Genomic DNA, 23,974 nt, shown 5'->3' on the forward strand with positions numbered 1-23,974 from the left:
CCTCGCCGACGGGTCAGGCCCAGACCTTCCACGGAGCCTTGCCGGAGCTCCACAGTTCTTCGAGCTGGGTCTTGTCACGCAGCGTGTCCATCGGTTGCCAGAATCCGGCGTGATGGAATGCGGCCAGCTCGCCACGCGAGGCCAGTGCCTCCAGGGGTTCGCGTTCCCAGGTGGTGTCGTCGCCGTCGATCAGATCGATCACCGACGGGGACAGCACGAAGAAGCCCGCGTTCACCGAAGCACCGTCACCCTTGGGCTTTTCCTTGAAGGACTGGACGAAGTTGTTCTGGATATCCAGCGCGCCGAAACGGCCGGGGGGGTGTGCTGCGGTCAGCGTCGCGGCCTTGCCGTGCGCGCGATGGAAGGCCAGCAGCTTGGTGACGTCGACGTCCGCGACCCCGTCGCCATAGGTGAAGCAGAACGCTTCCTCGCCCTGAAGGTAGTCCCGCACGCGGCGCAGGCGGCCGCCGGTCATGGAGTTCTCGCCGGTGTCGACCAGCGTCACCTTCCAGGGCTCGGCCTGGTTCTGGTGGATCTCCATGCTGTTCTTCTGCATGTCGAAGGTGACGTCGGACATGTGCAGGAAGTAGTTTGCGAAGTACTCCTTGATGACGTACCCCTTGTACCCGCAGCAGATCACGAACTCGTTGATGCCATGGGCGGAGTAGATCTTCATGATGTGCCAGAGGATCGGCTTGCCGCCGATCTCGACCATCGGCTTGGGGCGCGTGCCCGTCTCTTCGCTCAGACGCGTGCCGAGCCCCCCTGCAAGAATGACTGCCTTCATGTACTTCGCCCTGTTCTGGATGTTTTGAATGACTCCCTGTTGCGCTGTGCACGCCCAGGCCGGGAGTTCGAAGGCCGTGGGCGGTGGGCTCAGGTCCGTCGGGGTGCTTTGGGGAGATCCCGGACCGCGATGAAGATCAGCAGTCCGGCGAGCGTCGCCAGGAAGGCGAACGCGACGATCAGCGAGCGCTTGGGCTTGCTCTTCTGCTCGGGCAGCAGCGCGGGATCGACGACCTGGATCAGCGCGTTGTCGCGACTCTCGTCCAGGCGGGCCAGCTCGAACTGCTTCGCATACAGGTCGTAAAGCGTTTCCTGGTACTTGAACTCACGGTACTTCGCGACATAGTCCAGGCTGCCCTCGGCCGGCGTCGGCTGTTTCATCTGCGCCAACTGCCCGCTCAGGGAGCCGATGAGCGCCTTCTGGGACTGGACGTCCGGTGACGTCTCCGACAGGCGGCTGCGCAGCATAGACAGGCGCGACTGGGCGAGCACCAGCTGGGCCTGCAGGCTGGCGGTCTGTTCCAGCGCGGCCTTGGGCTCGGTCTTCAGGGCGTTCGGATTGATCCCGCTCTGCTGCAGTTGCAACTGGGCGTCGACCAGCTTCTTCTGGGTCGCGGCAAGCTCGCTCTCGAACTGGATGCGCCGTTGCTTAGCCTCGGTCAGGGCCAGATCGCCGGAGATGCGGCGCAACTCGTCGACATAGCGGTTGGCGATCGCCGCCGCCAGTTCGGGCGTGGGCCCGTCGGCCTCGACGATGATCAGCCCGTCCTTCTTGCCCGAGATGATGCGCGTGTTCTGCCCCAGTTCCTTGCGGTTCTGGAACTTGAACTTGTTCTTGTAGATCTCGTCGAGCTTGAGGCCTTCGATGATCCGATCCGACACGGTGTCGCTCTGCATCAGCGCGACGTACTGCTCCACCGGATTCTTGTTCAGGCCACTTCCCAGGCCCGACAGCGCGGACAGTGACGCCAGCGCCGACGATGCGCTGCTTTGCTGCTGCTGGGGAGGCAGGAAACTGGTCTTGGCGGTGTACCCCGGAGGCAGCAGCATGCTGATGCCGGCGGCGACCACCGCGGCTGCCAGCGGACCGGCGATCAGCAGACCGCGGCGGCGGCGGGCTGCTTGCATGAACTCGGAGAGTCGCGAGGGCGCCTCGGCGGCCCCGTGAGAGAGGGTGGAGGACGAAGCCAGGTCGTTCACGGGCGGTCTCGGTTTAGTTCTTGATCGTCTTCAGCGCCGCGGCACCCAGACCGAATTGATACAGGATCTGCGTCCAGTCCTTCGCCTCCTGGATGAAGGTGGTCTTGTTCATCTCCTCCGGAACGAAGACCGTGTCACCTGGGAGCGCCTGCATGCTGTTCAGGTTGTTGCCGTAGCCCAGCCAGCCGCTGCTCGATTGGCGCGCGCTCACGACGGTGCCGTTCGCCCGGATCACGAAGGTCGCACCGGAGTCGGCGCCCCGCGTCGGCCCGCCCGCCAGCTTGAGGATGTCGTCCACCGTGGCGCCGTCCTTGAGCAGGAAGCTGCCGCTGTTGAACACGCTGCCGAAGACGCCGACGGTCATCGGACGATTCGGGATCAGCAGTCGGTCACCGTCCTCGATCGTGAGATCGGGAAGACGCGACGCATTGGTTTCCAGTTGCAGAACCACGCGACCCGTCGGGCGCACCGCACGCAGGCGGCTGACGAGGCGCTCGGTGGCCGAGGCGCGCTGCGAGTTGGCAGAAGCCTCGTCCGCCGTGGCGGCGCGCTGCGTCGACGAGTACTTCGTCAGCTCGGTTTCCATGTCGCGCAGGGCGCGGTCATAGTTTTCCTGCTGGGACAGTCGGACGCTCTCGCGAGAGAAGTCGGTGCCAAACACGTAGGCATGCGGCGTCAGGCCGCCCGCGGCCTGAATCGCGTCGGGCAACGTGGCCGACGGCGGCAGGACGTACTCGCCCGGCTTGGCCACTTCGCCTTCGACGGTGACGCGCTTGTACTGTTTGTACTGCGGCAGCGCCGTGTTGACGCTGCTGAACACGCGCAGCACGTCGCCGTTCATCACACCCGACTTGGCCTGCGCCGGCAGCGTCACCTCGACGATGCGCTTGTCGCTGCGCTCGCTCAGGCGCTCGATCGACAGACGAGTGCGGTCGGCCACGGCATTGAAGCCGCCGGCCATCGCCAGCACGTCATCGATGGTCTCGTTCGGCTTCAGCTCGACGATGGTCGGCTTGTTCACGCTGCCCAGCACCGCGACTTGCGGGCCGACGGCGCCGATGTGGATCACGTCCTCGGCCTGCAGGGCGCGATCGCCCGACTTGTCGCCCTTGAGCAGCAGGTCGTAGGCGTCGAAGTTGGCGACCGTGCGGCCGTTGCGACGCAGTTCGATCTGGCGGAAGCTGCCGGCCGCCGACGGACCGCCGGCGCGCGTCAGCGCGTTGGCGATGGTCGCGAGGCTGCTCACCGTGTAGGTGCCAGGTTTTGCGGTGAAGCCGGTCACGTAGATCCGGATCGAGCGCAGCTTGCCCAGCGAGGTGCTGACCTGGAAGTTCTTGAAGACCTGGCCGATGCGATTGCGCACCACGTCGTTCAGGTCGCCGTAGCGGATACCGGCCACCAGGACCGGGCCGACGCGCGGAATCGTGACGCGACCCGAGCGGTCCACCGTCAGGCGCAGGTCCGCGTCGATGGAGCCCCAGGCCGTGAGCTGCAGTTCGTCGCCGATGCCGATCAGATAGTCGGCGGGCGCCTGGCGCGGGCCGTCGGCGTCGCTCAGGCCGCGGCCGTCGCCGAGCATCAGGTCGTAGCCCAGACGATGGATCACCGTGTCCGGCGTGATCGTGCGCGTCGTGAGCGATGTCGACTGCTGCTGAGGGCGGACCACGTACGGGTTGTCCTGTTCCTGCTCCGCTCGCTTGAGCAGCTCCAGGATTTCCGGATCCTTCAGGTCGATCCCTTGCAGGCGGTTCACGTAGATCTCGAACTCGCCGGGAACGTAGCGCTCCCGCTTGCCCATGGCGGCCTGCTGAACCTGCGAGCTTTGATCCTGGGCGGTACGTCCGGGTACGGCCAGCCGGATCGGGCCGGAGACGTCATTGCCCGATTCGGACGAGCCGCTCGAGCTCTGCGCCATCGCGGAGCCGACCATCAGGCAGGCGGCCAGGGCCGCGAGCGCATGGCGCGTGAAGCGGGACCGGCCCGTGGTGTTTTCTTGTGCGGCCGGGGAAAGGGCGCGTTGGGCGCGAAGTTCCATGCGTGATCTCACCTTGGGATGGACTTTGCCGGCTGAGGCAGGGATGCCTCGGGCGACAAGCACGGCATTCTATGTGAAGCCTGTTGCACCAAAACAGCGTGGCTTCGCGCGACCCGGCGCCCACTCCGACAAGCCAGGCTCCGGCCGTGTCGCTGGGTCCTCCTCGGGGAGGATCCCCCACCGAATCCGCCCGGATTCCAGGCGAGCAGGACGCGCCCTGCGTGGTTTCCCGGGGCTCACGAGGGCCTTAGGCGATAATCCCCGCCCATGACTGACACCACCCCGACGCCCGCCCCTCGTTTCGACACGCTGCCGCTGGACGCCAAGCTGCTGCGTGCCGTTGCCGACCAGGGCTACGCGACGATGACGCCCATCCAGGCCAAGGCCATTCCGATCGTGCTGGAAGGCCGTGACGTGATGGGGGCTGCCCAGACGGGCACCGGCAAGACGGCCGCGTTCTCCATTCCGCTGCTGCAGCGCATGCTCAAGCATGAGAACGCAAGCGCCTCGCCCGCGCGGCATCCGGTGCGTGCCCTGGTGCTGGCGCCCACGCGTGAGCTGGCCGATCAGGTGGCCAACAACGTCAAGGCCTATGCCAAGCACAGCCAGCTGCGCGTGGCCTGCGTCTTCGGTGGCGTGGACATGAAGCCGCAGACCCTGCAGCTCAAGGCGGGGGTGGAGGTGTTGATCGCCACGCCGGGTCGATTGCTGGACCACATCGAAGCCAAGAATGCGGTGCTGAACCAGGTCGAGTACGTGGTGTTGGACGAGGCGGACCGCATGCTGGACATCGGCTTTCTGCCGGACCTGCAGCGCATCCTCAGCTATCTGCCCAAGCAGCGCCAGACCCTGTTGTTCTCCGCGACCTTCTCGCCCGAGATCAAGCGGCTGGCGCAGAGCTACCTGCAGAACCCGGAATTGGTCGAGGTGGCGCGGCCCAATGCCACCGCGTCGACGGTGGAGCAGCGCTTCTTCAGTGTGGACGACGACGACAAGCGTCGTGCCGTGCTCAAGCTGCTGCGCGAACGCTCCATCACCCAGTCCATCGTCTTCGTGAATTCCAAGCTGGGCGCGGCCCGGCTGGCGAGGGCCTTCGAGCGCGATGGCATCAAGACCGCGGCGCTGCACGGCGACAAAAGCCAGGATGAGCGCCTGAAGTCGCTGGACGCCTTCAAGCGTGGCGAGATGGAGATGCTGGTGGCGACCGATGTGGCCGCCCGCGGCTTGGATATCGCCGATCTGCCGGCGGTGTTCAATTTCGACGTTCCGTTCAATGCCGAGGACTATGTCCACCGCATCGGCCGCACCGGCCGTGCCGGCGCGTCGGGCCTGGCCTTCACGCTGGTGACCAAGAGCGACGCTCGCCTGACCGGCGAGATCGAAAAGCTCATCAAGCGCAAGATCGACCTGGAGCCCCTGGAGCTGGAGGACGACCGGCCGCGCCGCGCGCCGCGCCGTTTCGAGGAGCGCGGTGGCGACGCCGGCTACGCGGCCGCGCCGCCGGCCCCGATGCCGCGCCGCGCCTCGTCCGCGCCCTACGATCCCTTGTTCGACAAGCCCTACGAGGCCAGCGAGCGCAGCGAGCCGCCGAGCTGGGAGAAGACGCCGGCCGCCCCGGTGTCGCGCGGCATCTCCAGCTACATCAAGCCCAAGAAGAAGGTGGCGGCGCTGTTCGGTGCGAAGAAGCCGGCCGTGCCGACGGAGACCTGAGATTGCCCTGATGGGCTGCTCGCAGAAGACCCGCCTTGGCGGGTCTTCCTCTTTGTGCAGAGTCAGGCCAGCAGCGCGAACACTGCCGGCACCTTGTCGGGCAATGCTCGGCCCCGCTGATTCCATTGCGCCACCGTGGCGGTGTGGGTCCAGCCCGATGGCAGGCTCAGTCCGCAGCTGATGGACAGGCGCGTTTGTGGCTTCAGCGTGCTCAGCAAGGCCTGCATCAGGCTGGCGTTCCGGTAGGGCGTCTCGATGATCAGCTGGGTCTGCTGTTCGCGTGCCGAGCGGGTTTCCAATTCGCGCAATCGGCTGCTGCGAGCGGCGGCCTCCACGGGCAGGTAGCCGACGAAGGCGAAGCTCTGTCCGTTCAGACCGCTGGCGGCCAGCGCCATCAGCAGCGAGCTGGGACCGACCAGGGGCAGGACCGGGATGCCGGCCGCATGCGCGGCCGCCACCAGCCGAGCGCCGGGGTCGGCGACGGCGGGCATGCCGGCCTCCGAGATCAATCCCAGGTCCCGGCCCTGCAGCGCGGGTTGCAGCAGCGTCATCCAGGCGCGCTCGTCGTCGCCATCGGCGGGGCGACCTTTGGGCGGGCGGGGCAGCTCGACGATGTGCTGCTCCTGCAGTGGCAGTGCCAGCGGATGGCTGGCGTTGACGCGCTTCAGGAAGGCGCGCGTGGTCTTGGCGTTTTCGGCGGCCCAGTGGCTGATGCGGGCGGCCTGCGTCAGCACGGCGTCTGGCAGCACGGCATCCAGCGGCGACTGTTCGCCGTCGATGCCGAAGTCCAGCGTGTTCGGGACCAGAATCAGGCGGCCCGGAGCGGTGCTCATGCTGCCCCCTCGCTCGCAGATAGGGCGCGAGGGAGGAGGGCGTTCAGGCCGGCCTCGCGCAGCATGCGTGCTGTGCGGATCAGCGGCAGGCCGATCAGCGCGGTGGGGTCGTCGGAGTCGATCGCCTCCAACAGCGCGATGCCCAGGCCTTCGGATTTGGCGCTGCCGGCGCAGTCATAGGGCTGCTCGGCGCGCAGGTAGGCCTGGATCTCGTCGTCGCCCAATTCGCGGAAGCGCACGCGCACCGGGGCCAGGTCTTGCGCGACAAAGCCGGTTTCTAGACAGACCACGGCCAAGGCGGTCTGGAACACGACGCTGCGCCCGCTCATCGCGCGCAACTGCGTGACGGCGCGCTCATGATTACCCGGCTTGCCTATCGGCTGGCCGTCCAGGTCGGCGACCTGGTCCGAGCCGATGACCAGGGCGCTCGGGAAGCGCTCGGCAACGGCCTGGGCCTTGGCCAGGGCCAGGCGGCGCGCGAGCTCGGCGGGCGCTTCGCCGAGCCGCGGGGTCTCGTCGACCTCCGGCCTGGCGGTTTCGAAGGGCAGGCGCAGGCGCTCCAGCAACTCACGGCGGTAGCGCGAGGTGGAGCCCAGGATCAAGGGGCGGGGCAGGGGGGTGGAATTCATGGGGGTGGATTGTCCATCGGCTCGGGTGGGGGGAGCGGGCCCACTACACTTCGGTCTATGAGAGCGCGTGCCTTTGATCCCCTGAAACTCGACGTCGAAGCCTTTGCCCGAGAGGGTGCTGAACTGCAGGGCGAATGGCCCGCGGCCGCGCTGGCGCGGCTTGCGGAATCGGGCGCACCCGAGGCGCCAGCCCAGGGTTGGCCCGAGGTGCACTGGTCGGCGCGCGGCGAGCAGCGGCCGGTGCGGGCCGGTGAGCCCGAGGCCTGGCTGCATCTGGAGGCCGACGCCGAGGTGGCGCTGACCTGCCAGCGCTGTCTGCAGCCGGTGCGCCTGCCGGTGAGCAGCGAGCGCTCGTTCCGTTTCGTGCGCGACGAGGCGCGTGCGGCCGAGCTGGACATGGACAGCGAGGACGAGGTTCTGGCGCTGACCCGCAGCCTGGATTTGCGCGAGTTGGTGGAGGACGAGCTTCTGCTGGAGTTGCCGGTCGTGCCGCGTCATGAGGTCTGCCCCCAGCCACTGCGGGTACCCGAGGACGATGCGCCGCAGGAAGAGGTCGAGCCCGAGCGCCCCAATCCCTTTGCGGCACTGGCGGCGCTGAAGAAGGGAAGTGCTAGTCAGTCCTGACTGATGGTGCTACACTAGCAGGCTTTCCCGGACTTCACTCTTTGTGAGTTCGGGCCGAGGCATCGGTAGCGAGCCGGCGGTGTTGGCAAGTCCTTGTAGGGTTTCTTTGAGAATCCTGCGTACAGGGTGGTCAGCAAAGCGCTCGACGAGCAAGCCTCGATCACCGAAGCCTTTAGGAGAAACACATGGCCGTTCAGCAAAACAAGAAGTCGCCTTCCAAGCGTGGCATGCACCGTTCGCACAATGCCCTGGTGAACCCGGGCACCGCGATCGAGCCCACCACCGGTGAAGTGCATCTGCGTCACCACATCAGCCCCAATGGCTTCTACCGTGGCCGCAAGGTCCTGAAGACCAAGGCCGACGCGGCCTGATCGCCGCCGGAGCGGTCGTGGCAGGATCACGACTGCTGGTTTGATCGAAAATCCAAGAGCCCGGTCCAGCGCGCTGCGTTGCCGGGCTTTTGTGCTGCCTGGTTCGTCTGTGCAAAAGCAGTCCTGGTGTAAGCCCGGTCCTGGCAAAAAAACGCAGGGCCGCTCCAAGTTTCCTGACTCCCCTCGGGGGCCTGACGCAGCGCGGCAGGTCTTGGGGTGCCCATGACAGATCCGATGTCGCACAACTCTAGTTCCATGCCGGCCCGCGAGACCACGGGCGGCGCGATCCGCCTGGCGGTCGATTGCATGGGCGGTGACCACGGCCCGTCCATCACCTTGCCGGCCTGCAAGGCTTTTCTGGCATCGCATCCGCAGGCTGAGCTGGTCCTGGTCGGTCGGCCGGAGGCCCTGGCCGCGGCGGCGAGCTGGCCGCGTTGCGAAATCGTCGCGGCCAGCGAAGTCGTCGAGATGGACGACCCCGTCGATGTCGCACTGCGCCGCAAGAAGGACTCCTCGATGCGGGTTGCGATCTCGCAGCTGAAGACGGGCAAGGACGGCTCGCCGGCGCGCGCGCATGCCTGTGTTTCCGCTGGCAATACCGGCGCGCTGATGGCCGTGGCCCGCTATCTGCTGAAGACCCTGGATGGCATCGATCGCCCCGCGATTGCTACCGTGATGCCCAACCAGACCGGTGCCTACACCACGGTGCTGGACCTGGGGGCCAACGTCGATTGTTCGGCCGAGCATCTGCTGCAGTTCGCGGTGATGGGCAGCGCCCTGGTGGCGGCCGTCGACGGCAAGGAAGAGCCCAGCGTCGGTCTGCTGAACATCGGTGAAGAGGTGATCAAGGGCAACGAGGTCATCAAGCAGGCCGGCGAGCTGCTGCGCGCCGCGCATGCCCAGGGCCAGCTGCGCTTCCATGGCAATGTCGAGGGCAATGACATCTTCAAGGGCACGACCGACCTCGTGGTCTGTGATGGCTTCGTGGGCAATGTGGCGCTGAAGACGGCCGAAGGTCTCGCCACCATGATCTCCCACTTCATGAAGCAGGAGTTCGGCCGCAACCTGTGGACCCGGCTCGTGGCCCTGCTGGCGCTGCCGGTGTTGAAGGCCTTCAAGGGGCGCGTGGATCATCGTCGCTTCAATGGCGCGGCGCTGCTGGGGCTGCGCGGCCTGGTGTTCAAGAGCCACGGGTCGGCGGACGCCTTCGCGTTCGAGCAGGCCTTGAACAGGGCGTATGATGCGGCCCGCAACCGGCTCTTAGACCGGGTTCACGATCGCATCGTCGCCACGCTGCAGGCTGCCACGCCCGCGCCGCGGGAGGGACGCGATGCTGGAGACACGGCGGCCACCGCCGCCCAAGTTGCATGACCACTGCTGATTCGCGCGCACCGCGCTACGCCCGTGTCCTCGGAACGGGCAGCTACCTGCCAAACCAACGCGTCACCAATGCCGACCTGGCGGCCCGCCTGGCGCGTGACGGCATCGAGACCTCCGACGAGTGGATCGTCGAGCGCACCGGCATCCGGGCGCGCCATTTCGCCGAGCCGGACCAGCCTTCCAGCGAGCTGGCGTTGCATGCGTCGCGTGCTGCGCTCGAGGCGGCCGGGGTCGCGCCGGATGAGATCGACCTGATCATCGTCGCCACCTCGACGCCGGACATGGTTTTCCCCTCCACCGCCTGCCTGTTGCAGCAGAAGCTGGGCATTGCCGGCTGCGCCGCCTTCGACGTGCAGGCGGTGTGCTCGGGCTTCGTCTACGCGCTGACCGTGGCCGACGCCATGATCAAGAGCGGGGCCGCCAGCAAGGCGCTGGTGGTCGGCGCCGAAGTGTTCTCGCGCATCCTGGACTTCAAGGATCGCACCACCTGCGTGCTGTTCGGTGATGGCGCCGGTGCCGTGGTGCTGGGCGCCTCCGATACCCCGGGCCTGCTGGCCAGCCAGCTGCATGCGGATGGCCGCCACGTGGACATCCTCTGCACGCCCGGCACCGTGTCCGGCGGGCAGGTGCTGGGCCATCCGCTGCTGAAGATGGATGGCCAGGCAGTCTTCAAGCTCGCCGTGGGCGTGCTCGAGAAGGTGGCTCGCGCCGTGCTGGACAAGGCCGGGCGCAGCGAAGCCGATATCGACTGGCTGATTCCCCATCAGGCCAACATCCGCATCATGCAGGGCACGGCCAAGAAGCTGAAGCTGCCTCTGGACAAGCTGATCGTCACCGTGGACCAGCATGGCAACACCTCGGCCGCGTCCATTCCGTTGGCGCTGGACGCCGCGGTGCGCAGTGGCAAGATCCGGGCCGGCGACACCGTGATGCTGGAAGGCGTGGGCGGTGGCTTCACCTGGGGCGCGGTCCTGCTGGACCTCTGACCGGGCGCACGGCTTCTCGCGTTTCCTCACGGACAACTCCTCCAAGACCATGAGCAACTCCTTTGCATTCGTGTTTCCCGGCCAGGGTTCCCAGGCCGTGGGCATGCTGGACGCCTGGGGCGACCATCCCGAAGCCGTCCGCACGCTGGCTGAAGCGTCGGCCGCGCTGGGTGAGGACATCGGCGCGCTGATCAAGAACGGTCCCAAGGACCAGCTGGACCTGACGACCAACACTCAGCCAGTGATGCTCACTGCGGGCATTGCCTGCTACCGCGCCTGGATCGCCGAGACCGGCCTGAAGCCGGCCGCGGCCGCCGGGCACTCGCTGGGCGAGTACACCGCGCTGGTGGCCAGTGGCGCGCTGGACCTGGCCGATGCGCTGCCCTTGGTGCGCCTGCGCGCCCAGGCGATGCAGGACGCCGTGCCCGTTGGCGCCGGTGCGATGTATGCCATCTTGGGCCTGGACGGCGACGCCGTGCGCGAGGGCTGCGCCCGCGCCGCGGCCGAATCGGGCGAGGTGGTCGAGGCCGTGAACTTCAACGATCCCAAGCAGACCGTGATCGCCGGCAGCAAGGCCGGCGCCGAAAAGGCCGCCGAGATTCTGAAGGCCGCCGGGGCCAAGCGCGCGCTGCCGCTGCCGGTGTCCGCGCCTTTCCATTCCAGCCTGATGAGGCCGGCCGCGGAGCGCCTGCGCGAGCGGCTGGTCACGGTGAGCTTTGCGCCACAGGCCTTCCCGGTGATCAACAACATCGACGTGGCCGTGACCGACAACGCCGACGCGCTGCGCGATGCGCTCTACCGCCAGGCCTTCGGTCCGGTGCGCTGGGTGGAGGTGATCCAGGCGCTCAAGGCGCGCGGCCTGACGCGCATCATCGAATGCGGCCCGGGCAAGGTTCTGTCTGGCATGGTCAAGCGCATCGACGCCGAGCTGGTCAGCACCACGGTGCTGGATCCCGCTTCCCTGACCGAGGCCAAGACCCTGCTGGGCTGACTGATAGAGAATCCGCACATGAGTGAAGCAAAGCAAGTCGCGCTGGTCACCGGCGCCAGCCGAGGCATAGGCCGCGCCATCGCGCTGACCCTGGCCGAGAAGGGCTATACCGTGATCGGTACGGCCACCAGCGAATCGGGGGCCCAAGCCATCAGCGAGGCGCTGGCTCCGCTGGGGGGGCGTGGCGTGGTGCTCAACGTCAATGACGCGGCCGGCTGCGATGCGCTGATCGACGAGATCGTCAAGACGCATGGCGGCCTGCAGGTGCTGGTCAACAACGCCGGCATCACGCGCGACATGCTGTCCATGCGCCTGAAGGACGAGGACTGGGACGCGGTGCTGGACACCAACCTGAAGGCCGTGTTCCGCCTCAGCCGCGCCGTGATGCGGCCGATGATGAAGCAGCGCTACGGGCGCATCATCAGCATCACCTCGGTGGTCGGGGCTTCGGGCAATGCCGGGCAGGCGAACTATGCGGCCGCCAAGGCTGGCGTCGCCGGCATGACGCGCGCGCTGGCTCGCGAACTGGGCAGCCGCGCCATCACGGTGAACTGCGTGGCCCCTGGCTTCATTGCCACCGACATGACCGAGGTCCTGCCGGAGGCCCAGAAGGCCGCGCTGCTGGCCCAGATTCCGCTGGGACGCCTGGGCGAGGCGCGCGAGATCGCGCACGCCGTGGCCTTCCTGGCCTCTCCCGAAGCCGGCTACATCACCGGCACCGAGCTGCACGTCAACGGCGGCATGTACATGAACTGAGGCGAAGCCTGCAACGCAGGTTCCGCCCACCGGATTCACCCGGCCGGTGTGGGGCTGGTAGAGTGCGAGCGCGTGCCGATTTCCCCTGCGGGGAGGCCGCCTCGGGGCGCCAAACTAGAGGCGTCACTCTAAGGCCTTAGAATCCCGGGTTGTTCTAGCAAACCCCTCCTGGAGGAGTCATGAGCGATATCGAAGCACGTGTCAAGAAAATCATCGCCGAACAGCTCGGCGTGCCCGAAGCCGATGTGACCAACGAAAAGGCTTTCGTTGCGGACCTGGGTGCTGATTCTCTGGACACCGTGGAACTGGTGATGGCCCTGGAAGACGAGTTCGGCATCGAGATCCCGGACGAGGAAGCCGAGAAGATCACCACGGTGCAGCTGGCGATCGACTACGCCGTCAAGCACCAGAAGGCCTGAGGGCCTTAGCCCCTCTGGCGTTTCCTCACTGATTGCCTAAGAGCGCATGAGCCGTCGTCGAGTTGTCGTCACCGGTCTCGGTCTGATCAGCCCCGTGGGTAACACGGTGGCTGAGGGCTGGGCCAACATCGTGGCCGGTCAATCCGGCATTGATCACGTCACCCGCTTTGATGCCAGCAACCTGGCCTGCACCTTCGCAGGCGAGGTGAAGGGCTTCGAGGTCGGCGACTACATCTCGACCAAGGAAGCGCGGACCATGGACCGCTTCATCCATTTTGGATTGGCGGCTTCCATACAGGCAGTGAAGGACGCAGGGCTGCCCACCGGTGACGAGTTGACTGAAGAGCAGGCCGAGCGCATCGGCGTGCTGGTCGGCTCGGGCATCGGCGGCCTGCCCATGATCGAGGAAACCCACGCGGAACTGGAGTCGCGCGGCCCGCGCCGCATCTCTCCGTTCTTCGTGCCCGCCTCGATCATCAACATGATCTCGGGCCATGTGTCCATCAAGTTCGGCTTCAAGGGGCCGAACCTGAGCATCGTGACGGCCTGCACCACGGGCCTGCACAGCATCGGCGAAGCCGGGCGTCTGATCGAGTACGGCGATGCCGACGTGATGATTGCCGGTGGTGCCGAATCCACCGTGTCCCCGCTGGGCATTGGTGGCTTTGCCGCCGCGCGCGCGCTGTCCACCCGCAACGACGACCCGAAGACCGCCTCCCGGCCCTGGGACCGCGACCGCGATGGCTTCGTGCTGGGCGAGGGTGCCGGCGTGGTGGTGCTCGAAGAGTACGAACATGCCGTCAAGCGCGGCGCCAAGATTTACTGCGAACTGGTCGGCTTCGGCATGGGCTCGGACGCCTATCACATGACCGCGCCCAATGTGGACGGCCCCAAGCGCTCCATGCGCGCGGCGCTGCGCAATGCCGGTCTGAATCCCGAGCAGATCCAGTACATGAACGCCCACGGCACCTCCACGCCGCTGGGCGACATCAACGAAACCAACGCGATCAAGCTGGCGTTCGGCGAGCATGCCAAGCAGCTGGTCGTGTCCTCGACCAAGTCCATGACCGGCCACCTGCTGGGCGGCGCGGGCGGCGTCGAGTCGGTGTTCACCGTGCTGGCGGTCCATCACCAGATCGCTCCGCCGACCATCAACATCTTCAACCAGGATCCGGAATGCGACCTGGACTACTGCGCCAATGTCGCGCGCGAGATGAAGATCGAGTACGCCGCCAAGAACAACTTCGGCTTTGGCGGCACCAACGGCACGCTGATCTTCAAGCGTAGCTGACGGCGCAGGCGCGGCCATGCGCGCGAACGCTGCTGGAGAGGTCGAGGAACATACCCGTCCTCCGGTGGTTTCTCGCGCAATACGCCTGACGCCGCCCCTGCTGCTGCATCCGCAACCCGAGCCCCTGTGGCTCGGGTTTTGTTTTGGGGCCCAGGCCCTGGCCGTCGCGGCGGTGCTGGTCACCGTGGCGGCCCATGTGCCGCAGGCCTCGGGGCTGTTGGTGGCCGCGGGCCTAGCCTGGCTGGGCGTGCTGGCCTGGCGCTTGTGGCGCCAGCTGCGCGCACCTGTGTCGCGACTGCGCTGGGATGGGGCTCAGTGGTGGTGGCGCCGCGAGCTCGGGGATCCTGAACGGGCCGTGATCGTGGTGGTGGGGCTGGATTTGGACGGCTGGGTGCTGCTGCGCCTGACGCCCTGGTCGGCGTCGCAGACCGGGCTTTCTCTGCTGGCGAGGCCTGTCTACGTGCCGCTGAGGGCGCGCATGTTCGGCATGGCGCGCTGGTCCCTGCTCCATGCGCTGCTGGCCTTGGCGCATCCCCAGGGGCCGGCGGACACCATCTAGGGCCATGGCCTTGGGGGCCGCCATCGCCTCACACCCATAATGGCTCCCGAATCAGCCCGTGCGCCACGTGGTCGGCGCCTCCATGCCCATGCCTCAGTTCTCCTCTTCCGCTCTTGCGCTGCGCTGGCGTCGTTCAGGCGTCACCGCCGGTCTGGTCCTGAGCTTGTTCCTCGCGGCACCGCAGGTCCAGGCCTTGTCGTCGTCGCTGCCCGACTTCAGCGCGCTGGTCGAAAAAGTGGGACCGGCGGTGGTCAACATCCGGACCTCGGAGCGCATGGACGAGCAGGTGCAGGAGATGCTGCGCCGCTTCGGCATTCCCGTGCCCCCCAATGCCCGCCGCGGCGGTCCGCAAACGCCGCGCACGCCGCAGGTCCCCCAGGACGATGACGACGAGGAGGGCGAGCTGCCGCAACGCCGCGGGCTGGGCTCGGGCTTTGTGATGAGCGCCGACGGCTTCGTGATGACCAACGCCCATGTGGTCGACGAGGCCGATGAGGTCATTGTGACGCTGGCCGACCAGCGCGAGTTCAAGGCCAAAGTCGTGGGACTGGACCGGCGTACCGATGTGGCGGTACTGAAGATCGACGCCACGGGGCTGCCGGTGCTCAAAGCGGGGCAGGTCGGGCGGCTCAAGGTGGGTGAATGGGTGATGGCCATCGGCTCGCCCTTTGGCTTCGACAACACGGTGACCGCAGGCATCGTCAGCGCCAAAGCGCGCGAGACCGGCGATCTGCTGCCGCTGATCCAGACCGACGTGGCCATCAACCCCGGCAACTCTGGCGGCCCCCTGGTCAATCTGCGCGGCGAGGTCGTGGGCATCAACTCGCAGATCTACAGTCAGTCCGGTGGCTTCATGGGCATCTCCTTCGCCATTCCCATCGATGAGGCGATGCGCGTGGCCGACCAGCTGCGCGCCAGCGGGCGCGTCCAGCGCGGCCTGATCGGACTGGTGCCGGACGACCTCAGCAAGGAGCTGGCGGAAGCGATCGGACTGGGCAAGGGCCGTGGCGCGGTGGTGCGCAGCCTCAGCGCTGGCGGCCCGGCCGAGAAGGCAGGCATCGAGGGCGGCGACGTGATCACCCGGTTCGACGGCAAGCCGGTCGAGAAGGCCGTGGACCTGCGACGCCTGGCGGCGGCGGCCAAGCCGGGCAGTCAGGCTCGGCTGCAGCTGTTCCGGCGCGGGGCCTTCCAGGAACTGCAGGTGGAGATCGCCGAGATGCCGGATGACAAGCCCGACCGTGGCATGGCCGAGGCTGAGGCCGAGCGCAGCTCGCCGGCCTCGCGGCTGGGCCTGCAGCTGGCGGAGCTCAACAGCACGCAGCGCAAGGACCTGGGCGTGAGGCAGGGCGTGCGCATCACGCAGGCGGACGGCATCGCTGCGCGTGCCGGACTGCGCCCTGGTGATGTGATCCTGGCGCTGGAGAACCAGGAGCTGCACAGCGTGGCCCAGCTGCAGACCTTGCTGGGTCAGCTCGACAAGGCGCGCCAGATCCAGATGTTGGTGCGCCGTGGCGAGGTCACCAGCTACGTGCTGCTCAAGCCTGCCCGCTGAAGCCTCAGGGTGGTCGCGGCAAATCCAGCGCAGCCCTGGGTCTTTTCACAATACGGGAATTCGGCCGTCCTCAACGCCGGTGGCTTCCGCTCTTTGAGGTGTGCGCCCGCTCACTTCTTGCGCGGAGCGGTAGGGATTCCTGCCGTGCTTAGGTAGAATCCCGCCGGTTCTTCCCGTTGTTTCAGCGAGTCAAACGTTTGAATCCCAGGAAGCGTCCAGCATCGCTGCGAGGCTTGGATCAACTTGTGGATAAGCTGTTGACAAATTCCTTGTTGGAGGCCTGCAACGACGGGTGGAGGGGTGTGGCGGCGCTGTCCACCCCGGGCCTTTTGGCTACAATGAAGGCCCAACAAGCAGTTGCCATATGTTTTGTTGGAAGGCGCGTCACCACTTTCGACGTGCCTTTTTTTTAGCTTCTGCCTTGGCGTCTTCGCGACGTCGAGCGCTGCTCCCACACGGCAAGCGTTGAGCCTGCGCAGCAAGGGCCGAGGCCAGCGCCGGTCCGGCCCCAGTGCCTGTCCCTGACACCATGAACCACATCCGCAACTTCTCCATCATTGCCCACATCGACCACGGTAAGAGCACGCTCGCGGATCGGATCATTCAGCGCTGCGGTGGCTTGTCCGACCGCGAGATGGAAGCGCAGGTGCTGGACTCGATGGACATCGAACGTGAGCGCGGCATCACCATCAAGGCGCAGACCGCCGCGCTGAAGTACGTCGCGCGCGACGGCAAGACCTACAACCTCAACCTGATCGACACCCCGGGGCATGTGGACTTCTCCTACGAGGTGAGTCGCTCCCTCTCGGCCTGCGAGGGGGCGCTGCTGGTGGTCGACGCCTCGCAGGGTGTGGAGGCCCAGACGGTGGCGAACTGCTACACCGCGCTGGACCTGGGCGTCGAGGTGATCCCGGTGCTCAACAAGATGGACCTGCCACAGGCCGACCCGGAGCGCGCCAAGGCCGAGATCGAGGATGTGATCGGCATCGACGCCACCGACGCCATCCCCTGTTCGGCCAAGACCGGTCTGGGCATCGACGACATCCTGGAGGCGGTGATCAGTCGCATGCCGCCGCCCAAAGGCCAGGTCGAGGCGCCGCTGCGCGCGATGATCATCGACTCCTGGTTCGACAACTACGTCGGTGTCGTGATGCTGGTGCGGGTGGTCGACGGCAGCCTGAGGAAGGGCGAGCGCATCCGCATGATGGCCACCAATGCCGTCTACCCGGCCGAGCAGCTGGGGGTGTTCACGCCCAAGTCCGAAGCGCGCGAGCAGTTGCAGGCCGGCGAGGTGGGCTTCGTGATTGCTGGCATCAAGGAACTGGCCGCCGCCAAGGTCGGCGACACCATCACGGTGGAAAAAAAGCTGCCCAACAACCTGGGCCCGGCCGAGGCGGCGCTGCCTGGCTTCAAGGAGATCCAGCCCCAGGTCTTCGCCGGGCTCTATCCCACCGAGGCCAGCGAGTATGACCAGCTGCGCGACGCGCTGGAGAAGCTCAAGCTCAACGACAGCTCGCTGCGCTTCGAGCCCGAGGTTTCGCAGGCACTGGGCTTCGGTTTCCGCTGCGGCTTCCTGGGCCTGCTGCACATGGAGATCGTGCAGGAGCGCCTGGAGCGCGAGTTCGACCAGGACCTGATCACCACCGCGCCCAGCGTGGTCTACGAGGTGGTCCTGGGCGACGGCACGGTCATCGAGGTGGAGAACCCGTCCAAGATGCCCGACCAGGGCAAGATCGCCGAGATCCGCGAGCCCATCGTTACCGTGCACCTGTACATGCCGCAGGAGTACGTCGGCCCGGTGATGACGCTGGCCAACCAGAAGCGCGGCGTGCAGCTGAACATGGCCTACCACGGCCGCCAGGTCATGCTGACCTATGAGATCCCGCTGGCCGAGATCGTGCTGGACTTCTTCGACAAGCTGAAGTCCGTCTCGCGCGGCTACGCCTCCATGGACTATGAGTTCAAGGAGTACCGCGCGTCGGACGTCGTCAAGGTCGACATGCTGATCAACGGCGACCGCATCGATGCGCTGTCCATCATCGTCCACCGCTCGCAAAGCCAATACCGCGGCCGCCAGGTGGCGGCCAAGATGCGCGAGATCATCCCGCGCCAGATGTACGACGTGGCCATCCAGGCCGCCATCGGCGCCAACATCATCTCGCGCGAGAACATCAAGGCGCTGCGCAAGAACGTGCTGGCAAAATGCTATGGTGGTGACATCACCCGCAAGCGCAAGCTGCTGGAAAAGCAGAAGGCCGGCAAAAAGCGCATGAAGCAAATCGGTTCGGTGGAGGTGCCGCAAGAAGCCTTCCTGGCCATCCTCCAAGTCGAAGAATGAGAGCCATGAGTGCATTGACCGGCGTGCTGTACGCCGCGCTGTTCGCCTATCTGGGCGGCTGGTACACCGGCTACTGGAGCGGCAATTTCTCGCTGCTGCTGTTCGTCCTCACCGCGGTGACCCTGGGCTACTGGCTGGCCGAGCGCTTCCACTTCCAGCCCGCGCGCGTGCGCGCGGCGCAGGCGCTGGCCGACAACGATGCCCGCCGACGCGAGACGCTGGCCGCCAAGGGCATTGCCCGCGTCGACGGTGACGTCGAGAGCGCGCGCCAGGAGATCCTGCGCCAGCCCTGGTGGCTGGACTGGACCGCCGGGCTGTTCCCGGTGATCCTGATCGTCTTCTTGCTGCGCTCCTTCCTGTTCGAGCCCTTCAAGATCCCGTCGGGCTCCATGGTTCCGACGCTGCTGGTGGGCGACCTGATCCTGGTGAACAAGTACCACTACGGCATACGTCTGCCGGTGATCAACAAGAAGATCATCGCCAACAACGACGTGAAGCGCGGCGACGTGGTGGTGTTCCGCTACCCGGAGGACACCAGCGTCGACTACATCAAGCGCGTCGTCGGCGTGCCGGGCGACAAGATCAGCTACCTGAACCAGAAGCTCTACGTCAACGGCCAGCCGGTGCCCGAGACGGCGCTGGGCCAGTACTACGACGAGGACGGCATGAAATACCGCCCGCGCTTCAGCGAGAAGCTGGGCGAGGTGGAACACCAGATCCTGGTCAACCCGGCCGAGGTCGGGCAGATCCGCGCGCGCACCAACTTCCCCTTCCGCGAGCAGTGCAGCTACAGCGTGGAAGGTGTCAGCTGCACCGTGCCGGCCGGTCACTATTTCATGATGGGCGACAACCGCGACAATTCGCTGGATTCCCGCTTCTGGGGATTCGTGCCGGATGAGAACATCGTGGGCCGCGCCTTCGTGGTGTGGATGAACTTCGGTAACCTGAAGCGCATCGGTTTCTTCAACTGAGGGCTTGCGCCCGATTCGGCGAGGACTTGAGGTCATCATGGCTCAGCGCATGGCCACCCAGCGTGGCATCAGTCTGATCGGTCTGCTGTTCTGGGCCGTCGTGGTCGGGTTCACCGCGCTGGTGGTGATCCGGGTGATCCCCACGGTGATGGAGTACTACACCATCGTCAAGGCGGTGAACCGCATCGCCCAGAGCAACCCGCAGACCGTCGCGCAGGCGCGGACGGACTTCGACAAGACCAAACAGATCGAGTACTCCATCGTCAGCATCGAGCCCAAGGACCTGGAGATCACCAAGGACAACGACAAGGTGCGCATCAGCTTCGCCTATGACAAGGAAGTGGTGCTGATGGGCCCGGTGTCGCTGCTGATCCACTACAAGGGCGGGTCGAACTGACCCCGCCGCTGCACCTACGGCCGAACACAGGATGAACCTCGCTCTGGATGCGCTGCAGCAACAGCTGGGCCATCGCTTCTCGCAACCCGCGCTGCTGCTGCGCGCGCTGACGCACCGCAGCTTCGGCCTGGAGCACAACGAGCGCCTGGAGTTCCTGGGCGACGCGGTGCTGAACCTGGCTGTGTCCAGCCTGCTGTTCGAGCGCTTCGCCGGCTCCGATGAAGGCGATCTCACTCGCATCCGTGCCCACCTGGTCCGCGAGGACAGCCTGCACAAGCTGGCGCTGCAGCTGAAGCTGCCGCAGGTGTTGCGCATGAGCGAAGGCGAGGCGCGTGGCGGCGGCGCCCAGCGTCCGTCCATCCTCGCCGATGCGATGGAGGCGCTGATCGGCGCCGCCTTCGTCGATGGCGGCTATCCGGCCGCGTTGGAGATCGTTCGACGCCTGCTGGGCGAGCTGATCGCCAGCAGCGGCATCGACCAATGGGCCAAGGACGCGAAGACCGCGCTGCAGGAATGGCTGCAGGCGCGCCGCCTGGCCGTGCCGGCCTACCGCATCGTCGAGACCCGCGGCCAGGCCCATGCCCAGACCTTCACGGTCGAATGCGAGGTGCCGGCGCTGAACCTGCGCAAGCGCGGCGACGGACGCTCGCGCCGCGCCGCCGAGCAGGAGGCCGCGCGCCAGATGCTGGACGAACTGCTGTCCACCGACAAACCGGGCTCCGGCCTGCGAGACTGATTCCGAGCCACGCTGACGACGAGGGCGCATGATGACCGATACCCCCCAAGCGCCGCCCGCCGAGGCCGCACCCGAAGGCCAGCGCCAGCGCTGCGGCCTGATTGCCATCGTGGGCCGACCCAATGTCGGCAAGTCCACGCTGCTCAACGCCCTGGTGGGCCAGAAGGTGTCCATCACCTCGCGCAAGGCTCAGACCACGCGCCACCGCATCACCGGCGTGCGCACGGTGGATGAGGCGCAGTTCGTCTTCGTCGATACGCCCGGCTTCCAGACCCGCCACAGCAGCGCGCTGAATCGCAATCTGAACCGCACGGTGCAGGGCGTGCTCGCCGACGTGGACCTGGTGCTCTTCGTCGTCGAGGCCGGCCGCTTCGGGCTGGACGACGCCAAGGTGCTGTCGCTGCTGCCGCAGGACAAGCCCGTGGTGCTGATCGCCAACAAACTCGACGCCGTGCACCGCCGCGCCGAGCTGATGCCCTGGCTCAAGAGCATGCAGGAGCGGCGCAACTTCACCGAGTTCGTGCCGCTGTCCGCCAAGAAGGAGTCGGACGTCCAGCGCCTGTTCCAGATCCTCAAGCCCTATGTGCCCGAGCAGGAGTGGTTCTACGACGAGGACGCGCTGACCGACCGCAGCGAGCGTTTCCTGGCCAGCGAGCTGATCCGCGAGAAGCTCTTCCGCCTCACCGGCGACGAGCTGCCCTACAGCGCCACCGTCGTGATCGACCGCTGGGAGGAAGAAGGCAATCTGCGCCGCATCTCCGCCACCATCGTGGTCGAGCGCGAGGCACAGAAGGGCATGATCATCGGCCAGGGTGGCGAGCGCCTGAAGCGCATCGGTTCCGAGGCACGCCAGGAGCTGGAGACGCTGACCGACGCGCGCGTCTTCCTGGAGCTGTGGGTCAAGGTCCGCTCCGGCTGGGCCGACAGCGAAGAGCACCTGCGCTCCTACGGCTACGAGTGATGCGCCGCGCGCCCGCCGCGCAGCCCGCCTATGTGCTGCACCACTACGACTGGAGCGAGTCCAGCCTGGTGCTGGAGCTGTTCACCCGCGAGCAGGGCCGGCTGGCCGTGGTCGCCAAGGGTGCCAAGAGGCCTTATTCGCAGCTGCGCGCGGTGCTGCTGCCTTTCCTGCGCCTGCAGGTGGGGTTGAGCAAACCCTCCAAGCTGAACGAGGACGGCGTGGCCGAGGTGCAGACCCTGCGCAGCGCCGAGTGGATGGGGGGGCAGACCTTGCCTGCCGGTGCCGCGCTGTTCAGTGGCTACTACTTGAACGAGCTGCTGCTGAAGTTCCTGCCGCGCCAGGACCCGCATCCCACGCTGTTCGACGCCTACGCGCAGGCCTTGCCCCAGCTGCAGGCGGCCGAAGGCGCGCAGCCCGCGCTGCGCGCCTTCGAGCTGCGCCTGATGGCCGACTGCGGTCTGCTGCCCGACCTCAGCGTGGGCACGCTGACGCAGCGCCCGCTGCAGCCCGATGCGCTGTACATGCTGTCGCCCGAGGCCGGCGTGATAGCCCCCACGCATGACGCGCCCCAGCTCAGCGGCGCCGCGCTGGTGCAGCTGCAGGCGGCGCTGATGCATGGCAGCCTGGCCGCGCTGCAGCAGGCCTGCGAATCCGCCGGACCGGCGCTCAAGGGCATGGCGCGCGCGCTGCTTCACTATCATCTGGGGCATCGTCCGCTGCGCACCCGCCAGGTGCTGCTGGACGCCCAGAGAACCCTTGGCACCCCATGAACCCACTGATGGCTCCCGATCCGCAGCACCGCGATGCCCGCTGTGCGCTCTCCGTCAACGTCAACAAGGTCGCGCTGCTGCGCAACACCCGGCACCTGGGCATCCCCAGCGTGCTGCGCGCGGCCGAGCTGTGCCTTCAGGCGGGCGCCCAGGGCATCACCGTCCATCCGCGGCCCGATGCCCGGCACATCCGCGCCGACGATGTGCGCGAACTGGCCGCCTTGCTCAAGGCCTGGCCCCAGGCCGAGTACAACATCGAGGGCAATCCGACGCAGAACCTGATGGACTTCATCCGCGAGGTCCGTCCGCAGCAGGCCACCTTCGTGCCCGATGCCGAGGACCAGTTCACCTCCGACCACGGCTGGAACCTGCCCGCCGACGGCGGGCGCTTGCGCCCGCTGATCGAGGAATGCCGCCAGCTCGGCGTGCGCGTCAGCCTGTTCATGGATCCGCTGCCCGCGGCCATGCGCCATGTGGCCGAGCTGGGTGCGGACCGCATCGAGCTCTACACCGAGACCTGGGCCAGCGCCTTTGGCACCTCGCGCGAGGACGACGTGCTGGCCGGATTCGCCGCCGCCGCGCGTGCCGCGCTGGCGGAGGGCCTGGCCATCAATGCCGGGCACGATCTGAACCGCGACAACCTGACCCGCTTCCTGCGCGAGGTTCCCGGTGTCGCCGAGGTCTCCATCGGCCATGCGCTGATCGCCGACGCGCTGGAGCTGGGCTACGCCGAAACCGTGCGCGACTACCAGCGCTGCATCCAGCGCGCCTATGCCTGAGCTGCGCCGGGCCGCCGAGCCGGATCTGCCCAGCATCGGCGCCCTGGCGCGCTGGGTTTGGTGCGACCGCTATGTCGAGGAGGGGCTGACGCCGGCCGTTGCGCGCTACCTGGACGAGCACTTCGCGCCCGCGGTGCTGGGGGCGCACTTGGCGCAACAACCGCATTGGGTCGCGAAGTCCGACGACGGCGCGCTGATCGGCTGGGTGCAGCTGGATGCCGGATCGGCCGGGCCGGACCTGCCCGCGGGCGCGGTGGAGCTGCAGCGGCTCTATGTGCTGCCCACGCAGCAGCGGCGCGGGCTGGGCCGGCGGCTGCTGCGGCAGGCGCGCGGCCAATGGCCGGCGCGACCGCTGTGGCTCAGTGTCTGGGAGGGTAACGGCGACGCGCTGCGCTTCTACCGGCGCGAGGGCGGCGAGCTCTGGGGCGAAACCTGGTTTGAACTGGACGGCCAGCGCCACCGCAACCTGGTGCTGGGCTGGCCGCCGCTGGAGGCGAGGCGGACATGATTTATGGCATTGGCACCGACGTCTGCGACATCCGTCGCATCCGCGAAACGCTGGAGCGGCGCGGCGAGCGCTTTGCCGAAAAGGTGCTCGGGCCGCATGAGCTGGCCGTCTTCCGCGAACGGCGCGCCCGCGCCGAGGCGCGCGGCGTGGCCTACCTCGCGACGCGCTTCTCGGCCAAGGAGGCCTTCTCCAAGGCCATCGGCCTGGGTCTGCGCATGCCCATGACCTGGCGTGCCTGCGAGGTGGTGAAGGCCGCCAGCGGCAAGCCCGAGATCCGCCTGCATGGCGAACTGGCCGACTGGTTTGCCGCGCGTGGACTGCGCGCGCATGTCAGCGTCAGCGACGAGGTGGACACCGCGGTGGCCTTCGTGGTCGTCGAGCAATGAAACGAG

The 23,974-nt window shown here is 67.0% G+C and carries 25 protein-coding genes; 20 read left to right on the forward strand and 5 right to left on the reverse strand.

All coding sequences use genetic code 11. From position 1 onward, the window contains the following. Positions 1 to 13: 13 nt before the first annotated feature. The 3 genes from rfbF to LZ017_RS13695 all read right to left on the reverse strand — a co-directional run bounded on the left by rfbF (position 14) and on the right by LZ017_RS13695 (position 4,021). Positions 14 to 787, reverse strand: a complete 774-nt coding sequence (rfbF, locus tag LZ017_RS13685; protein WP_241397401.1) for a glucose-1-phosphate cytidylyltransferase — start codon at positions 785 to 787, stop codon at positions 14 to 16. Between the two features lie 89 nt (positions 788 to 876). After that, positions 877 to 1,914, reverse strand: coding sequence for a Wzz/FepE/Etk N-terminal domain-containing protein (locus tag LZ017_RS13690; protein WP_241397402.1), 1,038 nt, complete (start codon positions 1,912 to 1,914; stop codon positions 877 to 879). Between the two features lie 85 nt (positions 1,915 to 1,999). Continuing rightward, a complete protein-coding gene (locus LZ017_RS13695) occupies positions 2,000 to 4,021 on the reverse strand; it encodes an SLBB domain-containing protein (RefSeq protein WP_241397403.1) in 2,022 nt (673 codons plus the stop codon). 267 nt (positions 4,022 to 4,288) lie between these two features. Here LZ017_RS13695 and LZ017_RS13700 point away from each other — a divergent pair, with 267 nt between their 5' ends. After that, positions 4,289 to 5,731 carry a DEAD/DEAH box helicase gene (locus tag LZ017_RS13700; protein WP_241397404.1) on the forward strand — a complete coding sequence of 481 codons (1,443 nt, stop codon included), beginning with the start codon at positions 4,289 to 4,291 and terminating at the stop codon, positions 5,729 to 5,731. Positions 5,732 to 5,793: 62 nt separating this feature from the next. On the opposite strand, the gene LZ017_RS13705 is transcribed toward LZ017_RS13700, so the two are convergent. Continuing rightward, the gene (locus LZ017_RS13705) at positions 5,794 to 6,564 is read right to left on the reverse strand and encodes an SAM-dependent methyltransferase (protein WP_241397405.1); all 771 of its coding nucleotides are present in this window, start codon (positions 6,562 to 6,564) and stop codon (positions 5,794 to 5,796) included. Further along, on the reverse strand, positions 6,561 to 7,193 hold the full coding sequence (locus LZ017_RS13710) for a Maf family nucleotide pyrophosphatase (RefSeq protein WP_277604687.1): 633 nt from the start codon (positions 7,191 to 7,193) through the stop codon (positions 6,561 to 6,563). Before LZ017_RS13710 ends, LZ017_RS13705 begins: the two co-directional genes overlap by 4 nt. Before the next feature lie 57 nt (positions 7,194 to 7,250). Between LZ017_RS13710 and LZ017_RS13715 the strand changes: the two genes are divergently transcribed. The 19 genes from LZ017_RS13715 to acpS all read left to right on the forward strand — a co-directional run bounded on the left by LZ017_RS13715 (position 7,251) and on the right by acpS (position 23,968). Next, positions 7,251 to 7,817 (forward strand): DUF177 domain-containing protein, encoded by a 567-nt coding sequence (locus LZ017_RS13715; protein WP_241397406.1) that lies wholly within the window; start codon positions 7,251 to 7,253, stop codon positions 7,815 to 7,817. Positions 7,818 to 8,002: 185 nt separating this feature from the next. Beyond that, positions 8,003 to 8,188: a 50S ribosomal protein L32 gene (gene rpmF, locus LZ017_RS13720; RefSeq protein WP_198100908.1), complete on the forward strand. Its 186-nt coding sequence runs from the start codon at positions 8,003 to 8,005 to the stop codon at positions 8,186 to 8,188. 234 nt (positions 8,189 to 8,422) lie between these two features. After that, positions 8,423 to 9,559 carry a phosphate acyltransferase PlsX gene (gene plsX / locus LZ017_RS13725; protein ID WP_374109922.1) on the forward strand — a complete coding sequence of 379 codons (1,137 nt, stop codon included), beginning with the start codon at positions 8,423 to 8,425 and terminating at the stop codon, positions 9,557 to 9,559. Further along, a complete protein-coding gene (locus LZ017_RS13730; RefSeq protein WP_241397407.1) occupies positions 9,556 to 10,554 on the forward strand; it encodes a beta-ketoacyl-ACP synthase III in 999 nt (332 codons plus the stop codon). Before plsX ends, LZ017_RS13730 begins: the two co-directional genes overlap by 4 nt. 49 nt (positions 10,555 to 10,603) lie before the next feature. Then, positions 10,604 to 11,545: an ACP S-malonyltransferase gene (gene fabD / locus LZ017_RS13735; RefSeq protein WP_241397408.1), complete on the forward strand. Its 942-nt coding sequence runs from the start codon at positions 10,604 to 10,606 to the stop codon at positions 11,543 to 11,545. A gap of 18 nt (positions 11,546 to 11,563) precedes the next feature. Continuing rightward, on the forward strand, positions 11,564 to 12,301 hold the full coding sequence (gene fabG / locus LZ017_RS13740; RefSeq protein WP_241397409.1) for a 3-oxoacyl-ACP reductase FabG: 738 nt from the start codon (positions 11,564 to 11,566) through the stop codon (positions 12,299 to 12,301). Between the two features lie 179 nt (positions 12,302 to 12,480). Then, positions 12,481 to 12,720, forward strand: a complete 240-nt coding sequence (gene acpP / locus LZ017_RS13745) for an acyl carrier protein (protein WP_058936430.1) — start codon at positions 12,481 to 12,483, stop codon at positions 12,718 to 12,720. Positions 12,721 to 12,766: 46 nt separating this feature from the next. Further along, positions 12,767 to 14,011, forward strand: a complete 1,245-nt coding sequence (gene fabF, locus LZ017_RS13750; protein ID WP_241397410.1) for a beta-ketoacyl-ACP synthase II — start codon at positions 12,767 to 12,769, stop codon at positions 14,009 to 14,011. A gap of 64 nt (positions 14,012 to 14,075) precedes the next feature. Then, on the forward strand, positions 14,076 to 14,570 hold the full coding sequence (locus tag LZ017_RS13755) for a hypothetical protein (RefSeq protein ID WP_241397411.1): 495 nt from the start codon (positions 14,076 to 14,078) through the stop codon (positions 14,568 to 14,570). A gap of 88 nt (positions 14,571 to 14,658) precedes the next feature. After that, on the forward strand, positions 14,659 to 16,122 hold the full coding sequence (locus LZ017_RS13760) for a Do family serine endopeptidase (protein WP_241397450.1): 1,464 nt from the start codon (positions 14,659 to 14,661) through the stop codon (positions 16,120 to 16,122). 529 nt (positions 16,123 to 16,651) lie between these two features. Continuing rightward, positions 16,652 to 18,460, forward strand: coding sequence for a translation elongation factor 4 (lepA, locus tag LZ017_RS13765; protein ID WP_241397412.1), 1,809 nt, complete (start codon positions 16,652 to 16,654; stop codon positions 18,458 to 18,460). After that, positions 18,457 to 19,431: a signal peptidase I gene (gene lepB / locus LZ017_RS13770; RefSeq protein ID WP_241397413.1), complete on the forward strand. Its 975-nt coding sequence runs from the start codon at positions 18,457 to 18,459 to the stop codon at positions 19,429 to 19,431. The genes lepA and lepB overlap by 4 nt, the downstream gene beginning before the upstream one ends. Before the next feature lie 37 nt (positions 19,432 to 19,468). Continuing rightward, positions 19,469 to 19,828, forward strand: coding sequence for a DUF4845 domain-containing protein (locus LZ017_RS13775; protein ID WP_241397414.1), 360 nt, complete (start codon positions 19,469 to 19,471; stop codon positions 19,826 to 19,828). 31 nt (positions 19,829 to 19,859) lie between these two features. Next, positions 19,860 to 20,564, forward strand: a complete 705-nt coding sequence (gene rnc / locus LZ017_RS13780; protein WP_241397415.1) for a ribonuclease III — start codon at positions 19,860 to 19,862, stop codon at positions 20,562 to 20,564. Positions 20,565 to 20,592: 28 nt separating this feature from the next. Beyond that, the gene (gene era / locus LZ017_RS13785; protein WP_374109923.1) at positions 20,593 to 21,525 is read left to right on the forward strand and encodes a GTPase Era; all 933 of its coding nucleotides are present in this window, start codon (positions 20,593 to 20,595) and stop codon (positions 21,523 to 21,525) included. Beyond that, positions 21,525 to 22,295, forward strand: coding sequence for a DNA repair protein RecO (gene recO, locus LZ017_RS13790; protein ID WP_241397416.1), 771 nt, complete (start codon positions 21,525 to 21,527; stop codon positions 22,293 to 22,295). The genes era and recO overlap by 1 nt, the downstream gene beginning before the upstream one ends. After that, entirely contained in the window at positions 22,292 to 23,074 is a 783-nt protein-coding gene (locus LZ017_RS13795) for a pyridoxine 5'-phosphate synthase (protein WP_241397417.1), read from the forward strand. The genes recO and LZ017_RS13795 overlap by 4 nt, the downstream gene beginning before the upstream one ends. Next, positions 23,067 to 23,582, forward strand: coding sequence for a GNAT family N-acetyltransferase (locus tag LZ017_RS13800; protein ID WP_241397418.1), 516 nt, complete (start codon positions 23,067 to 23,069; stop codon positions 23,580 to 23,582). Before LZ017_RS13795 ends, LZ017_RS13800 begins: the two co-directional genes overlap by 8 nt. Then, a complete protein-coding gene (gene acpS / locus LZ017_RS13805) occupies positions 23,579 to 23,968 on the forward strand; it encodes a holo-ACP synthase (protein WP_241397419.1) in 390 nt (129 codons plus the stop codon). The genes LZ017_RS13800 and acpS overlap by 4 nt, the downstream gene beginning before the upstream one ends. Positions 23,969 to 23,974: the final 6 nt, after the last annotated feature.

The organism is Pelomonas sp. CA6 (assembly GCF_022549225.1).
GTDB lineage: Bacteria > Pseudomonadota > Gammaproteobacteria > Burkholderiales > Burkholderiaceae_C > Roseateles.

Coding starts and splice junctions, on each gene's coding strand:
- rfbF (WP_241397401.1), bottom strand. CDS start 787: ATGAAGGCAGTCATTCTTGCAGGGGGGCTCGGCACGCGTCTGAGCGAA.
- LZ017_RS13690 (WP_241397402.1), bottom strand. CDS start 1,914: ATGCAAGCAGCCCGCCGCCGCCGCGGTCTGCTGATCGCCGGTCCGCTG.
- LZ017_RS13695 (WP_241397403.1), bottom strand. CDS start 4,021: ATGGAACTTCGCGCCCAACGCGCCCTTTCCCCGGCCGCACAAGAAAAC.
- LZ017_RS13700 (WP_241397404.1), top strand. CDS start 4,289: ATGACTGACACCACCCCGACGCCCGCCCCTCGTTTCGACACGCTGCCG.
- LZ017_RS13705 (WP_241397405.1), bottom strand. CDS start 6,564: ATGAGCACCGCTCCGGGCCGCCTGATTCTGGTCCCGAACACGCTGGAC.
- LZ017_RS13710 (WP_277604687.1), bottom strand. CDS start 7,193: ATGAATTCCACCCCCCTGCCCCGCCCCTTGATCCTGGGCTCCACCTCG.
- LZ017_RS13715 (WP_241397406.1), top strand. CDS start 7,251: ATGAGAGCGCGTGCCTTTGATCCCCTGAAACTCGACGTCGAAGCCTTT.
- rpmF (WP_198100908.1), top strand. CDS start 8,003: ATGGCCGTTCAGCAAAACAAGAAGTCGCCTTCCAAGCGTGGCATGCAC.
- plsX (WP_374109922.1), top strand. CDS start 8,423: ATGTCGCACAACTCTAGTTCCATGCCGGCCCGCGAGACCACGGGCGGC.
- LZ017_RS13730 (WP_241397407.1), top strand. CDS start 9,556: ATGACCACTGCTGATTCGCGCGCACCGCGCTACGCCCGTGTCCTCGGA.
- fabD (WP_241397408.1), top strand. CDS start 10,604: ATGAGCAACTCCTTTGCATTCGTGTTTCCCGGCCAGGGTTCCCAGGCC.
- fabG (WP_241397409.1), top strand. CDS start 11,564: ATGAGTGAAGCAAAGCAAGTCGCGCTGGTCACCGGCGCCAGCCGAGGC.
- acpP (WP_058936430.1), top strand. CDS start 12,481: ATGAGCGATATCGAAGCACGTGTCAAGAAAATCATCGCCGAACAGCTC.
- fabF (WP_241397410.1), top strand. CDS start 12,767: ATGAGCCGTCGTCGAGTTGTCGTCACCGGTCTCGGTCTGATCAGCCCC.
- LZ017_RS13760 (WP_241397450.1), top strand. CDS start 14,659: ATGCCTCAGTTCTCCTCTTCCGCTCTTGCGCTGCGCTGGCGTCGTTCA.
- lepA (WP_241397412.1), top strand. CDS start 16,652: ATGAACCACATCCGCAACTTCTCCATCATTGCCCACATCGACCACGGT.
- lepB (WP_241397413.1), top strand. CDS start 18,457: ATGAGAGCCATGAGTGCATTGACCGGCGTGCTGTACGCCGCGCTGTTC.
- LZ017_RS13775 (WP_241397414.1), top strand. CDS start 19,469: ATGGCTCAGCGCATGGCCACCCAGCGTGGCATCAGTCTGATCGGTCTG.
- rnc (WP_241397415.1), top strand. CDS start 19,860: ATGAACCTCGCTCTGGATGCGCTGCAGCAACAGCTGGGCCATCGCTTC.
- era (WP_374109923.1), top strand. CDS start 20,593: ATGATGACCGATACCCCCCAAGCGCCGCCCGCCGAGGCCGCACCCGAA.
- recO (WP_241397416.1), top strand. CDS start 21,525: ATGCGCCGCGCGCCCGCCGCGCAGCCCGCCTATGTGCTGCACCACTAC.
- LZ017_RS13795 (WP_241397417.1), top strand. CDS start 22,292: ATGAACCCACTGATGGCTCCCGATCCGCAGCACCGCGATGCCCGCTGT.
- LZ017_RS13800 (WP_241397418.1), top strand. CDS start 23,067: ATGCCTGAGCTGCGCCGGGCCGCCGAGCCGGATCTGCCCAGCATCGGC.
- acpS (WP_241397419.1), top strand. CDS start 23,579: ATGATTTATGGCATTGGCACCGACGTCTGCGACATCCGTCGCATCCGC.